This window comes from Halorhodospira sp. 9621, assembly GCF_022228055.1.
Lineage (GTDB): Bacteria > Pseudomonadota > Gammaproteobacteria > Nitrococcales > Halorhodospiraceae > Halorhodospira > Halorhodospira halophila_A.
In genome coordinates, this window is record NZ_JAJNRD010000103.1 from 1 (window position 1) to 618 (window position 618).

At 65.9% G+C, this 618-nt stretch carries 1 protein-coding gene; it reads left to right on the plus strand.

The annotated features are described in order from the left end of the window. Window positions 1-618: transposase (locus LRF89_RS13295; RefSeq protein WP_238637380.1), on the plus strand; the 618-nt coding region annotated here is incomplete at both ends.

Here is a 618-nt window from a genome sequence, read left to right on the forward strand (position 1 = left end):
GCGCAGGTTGAGGTGCCCTGGGCGCGGCCGGGTAGCGGGTTCTCGCAGCTGTTCGAGGCGATGGTGATCACCCTCCGCCAGCAGATGCCAGTCCAGAAGGTCGCCGCCTACCTGGGCATCGGTGACGATCCGCTCTGGCGCATCCTCAATTACTACGTGGAAACTGCTCGTGCCCAGGAGGACTTCGGCAGCGTCCGCGCTGTCGGCATCGACGAGACGGCCTCGCGGCGCGGGCAGAACTACATCACCGTGTTCCAGGACCTTGATGCCCGCCGCCTGCTCTTCGCCTGTCAGGGACGCGATCAGTCGACCGTCGGGGCGTTTGTGGCCGATCTTCACCGCCACGGTGGCGATCAGGATGCGATCGAGGCGGTCTGCATCGACATGAGCAAGGCCTACATCGCCGGCGTGCAGAAGCATCTGCCTGGGGCCTCGATCACCTTCGACGCCTTCCACGTGGTGCAGCTGGCCAACCAGGCTGTCGACGAGGTCCGCCGCGCCGAGGTGCGCATCGAGCCGGCGCTCAGGCGCACGCGCTGGGTCTGGCTCAAGGACGCTGCACGGCACACGCTCAAGCAGCTCACCGATCTCCATTACCTGTCACGGACACGACTGAAG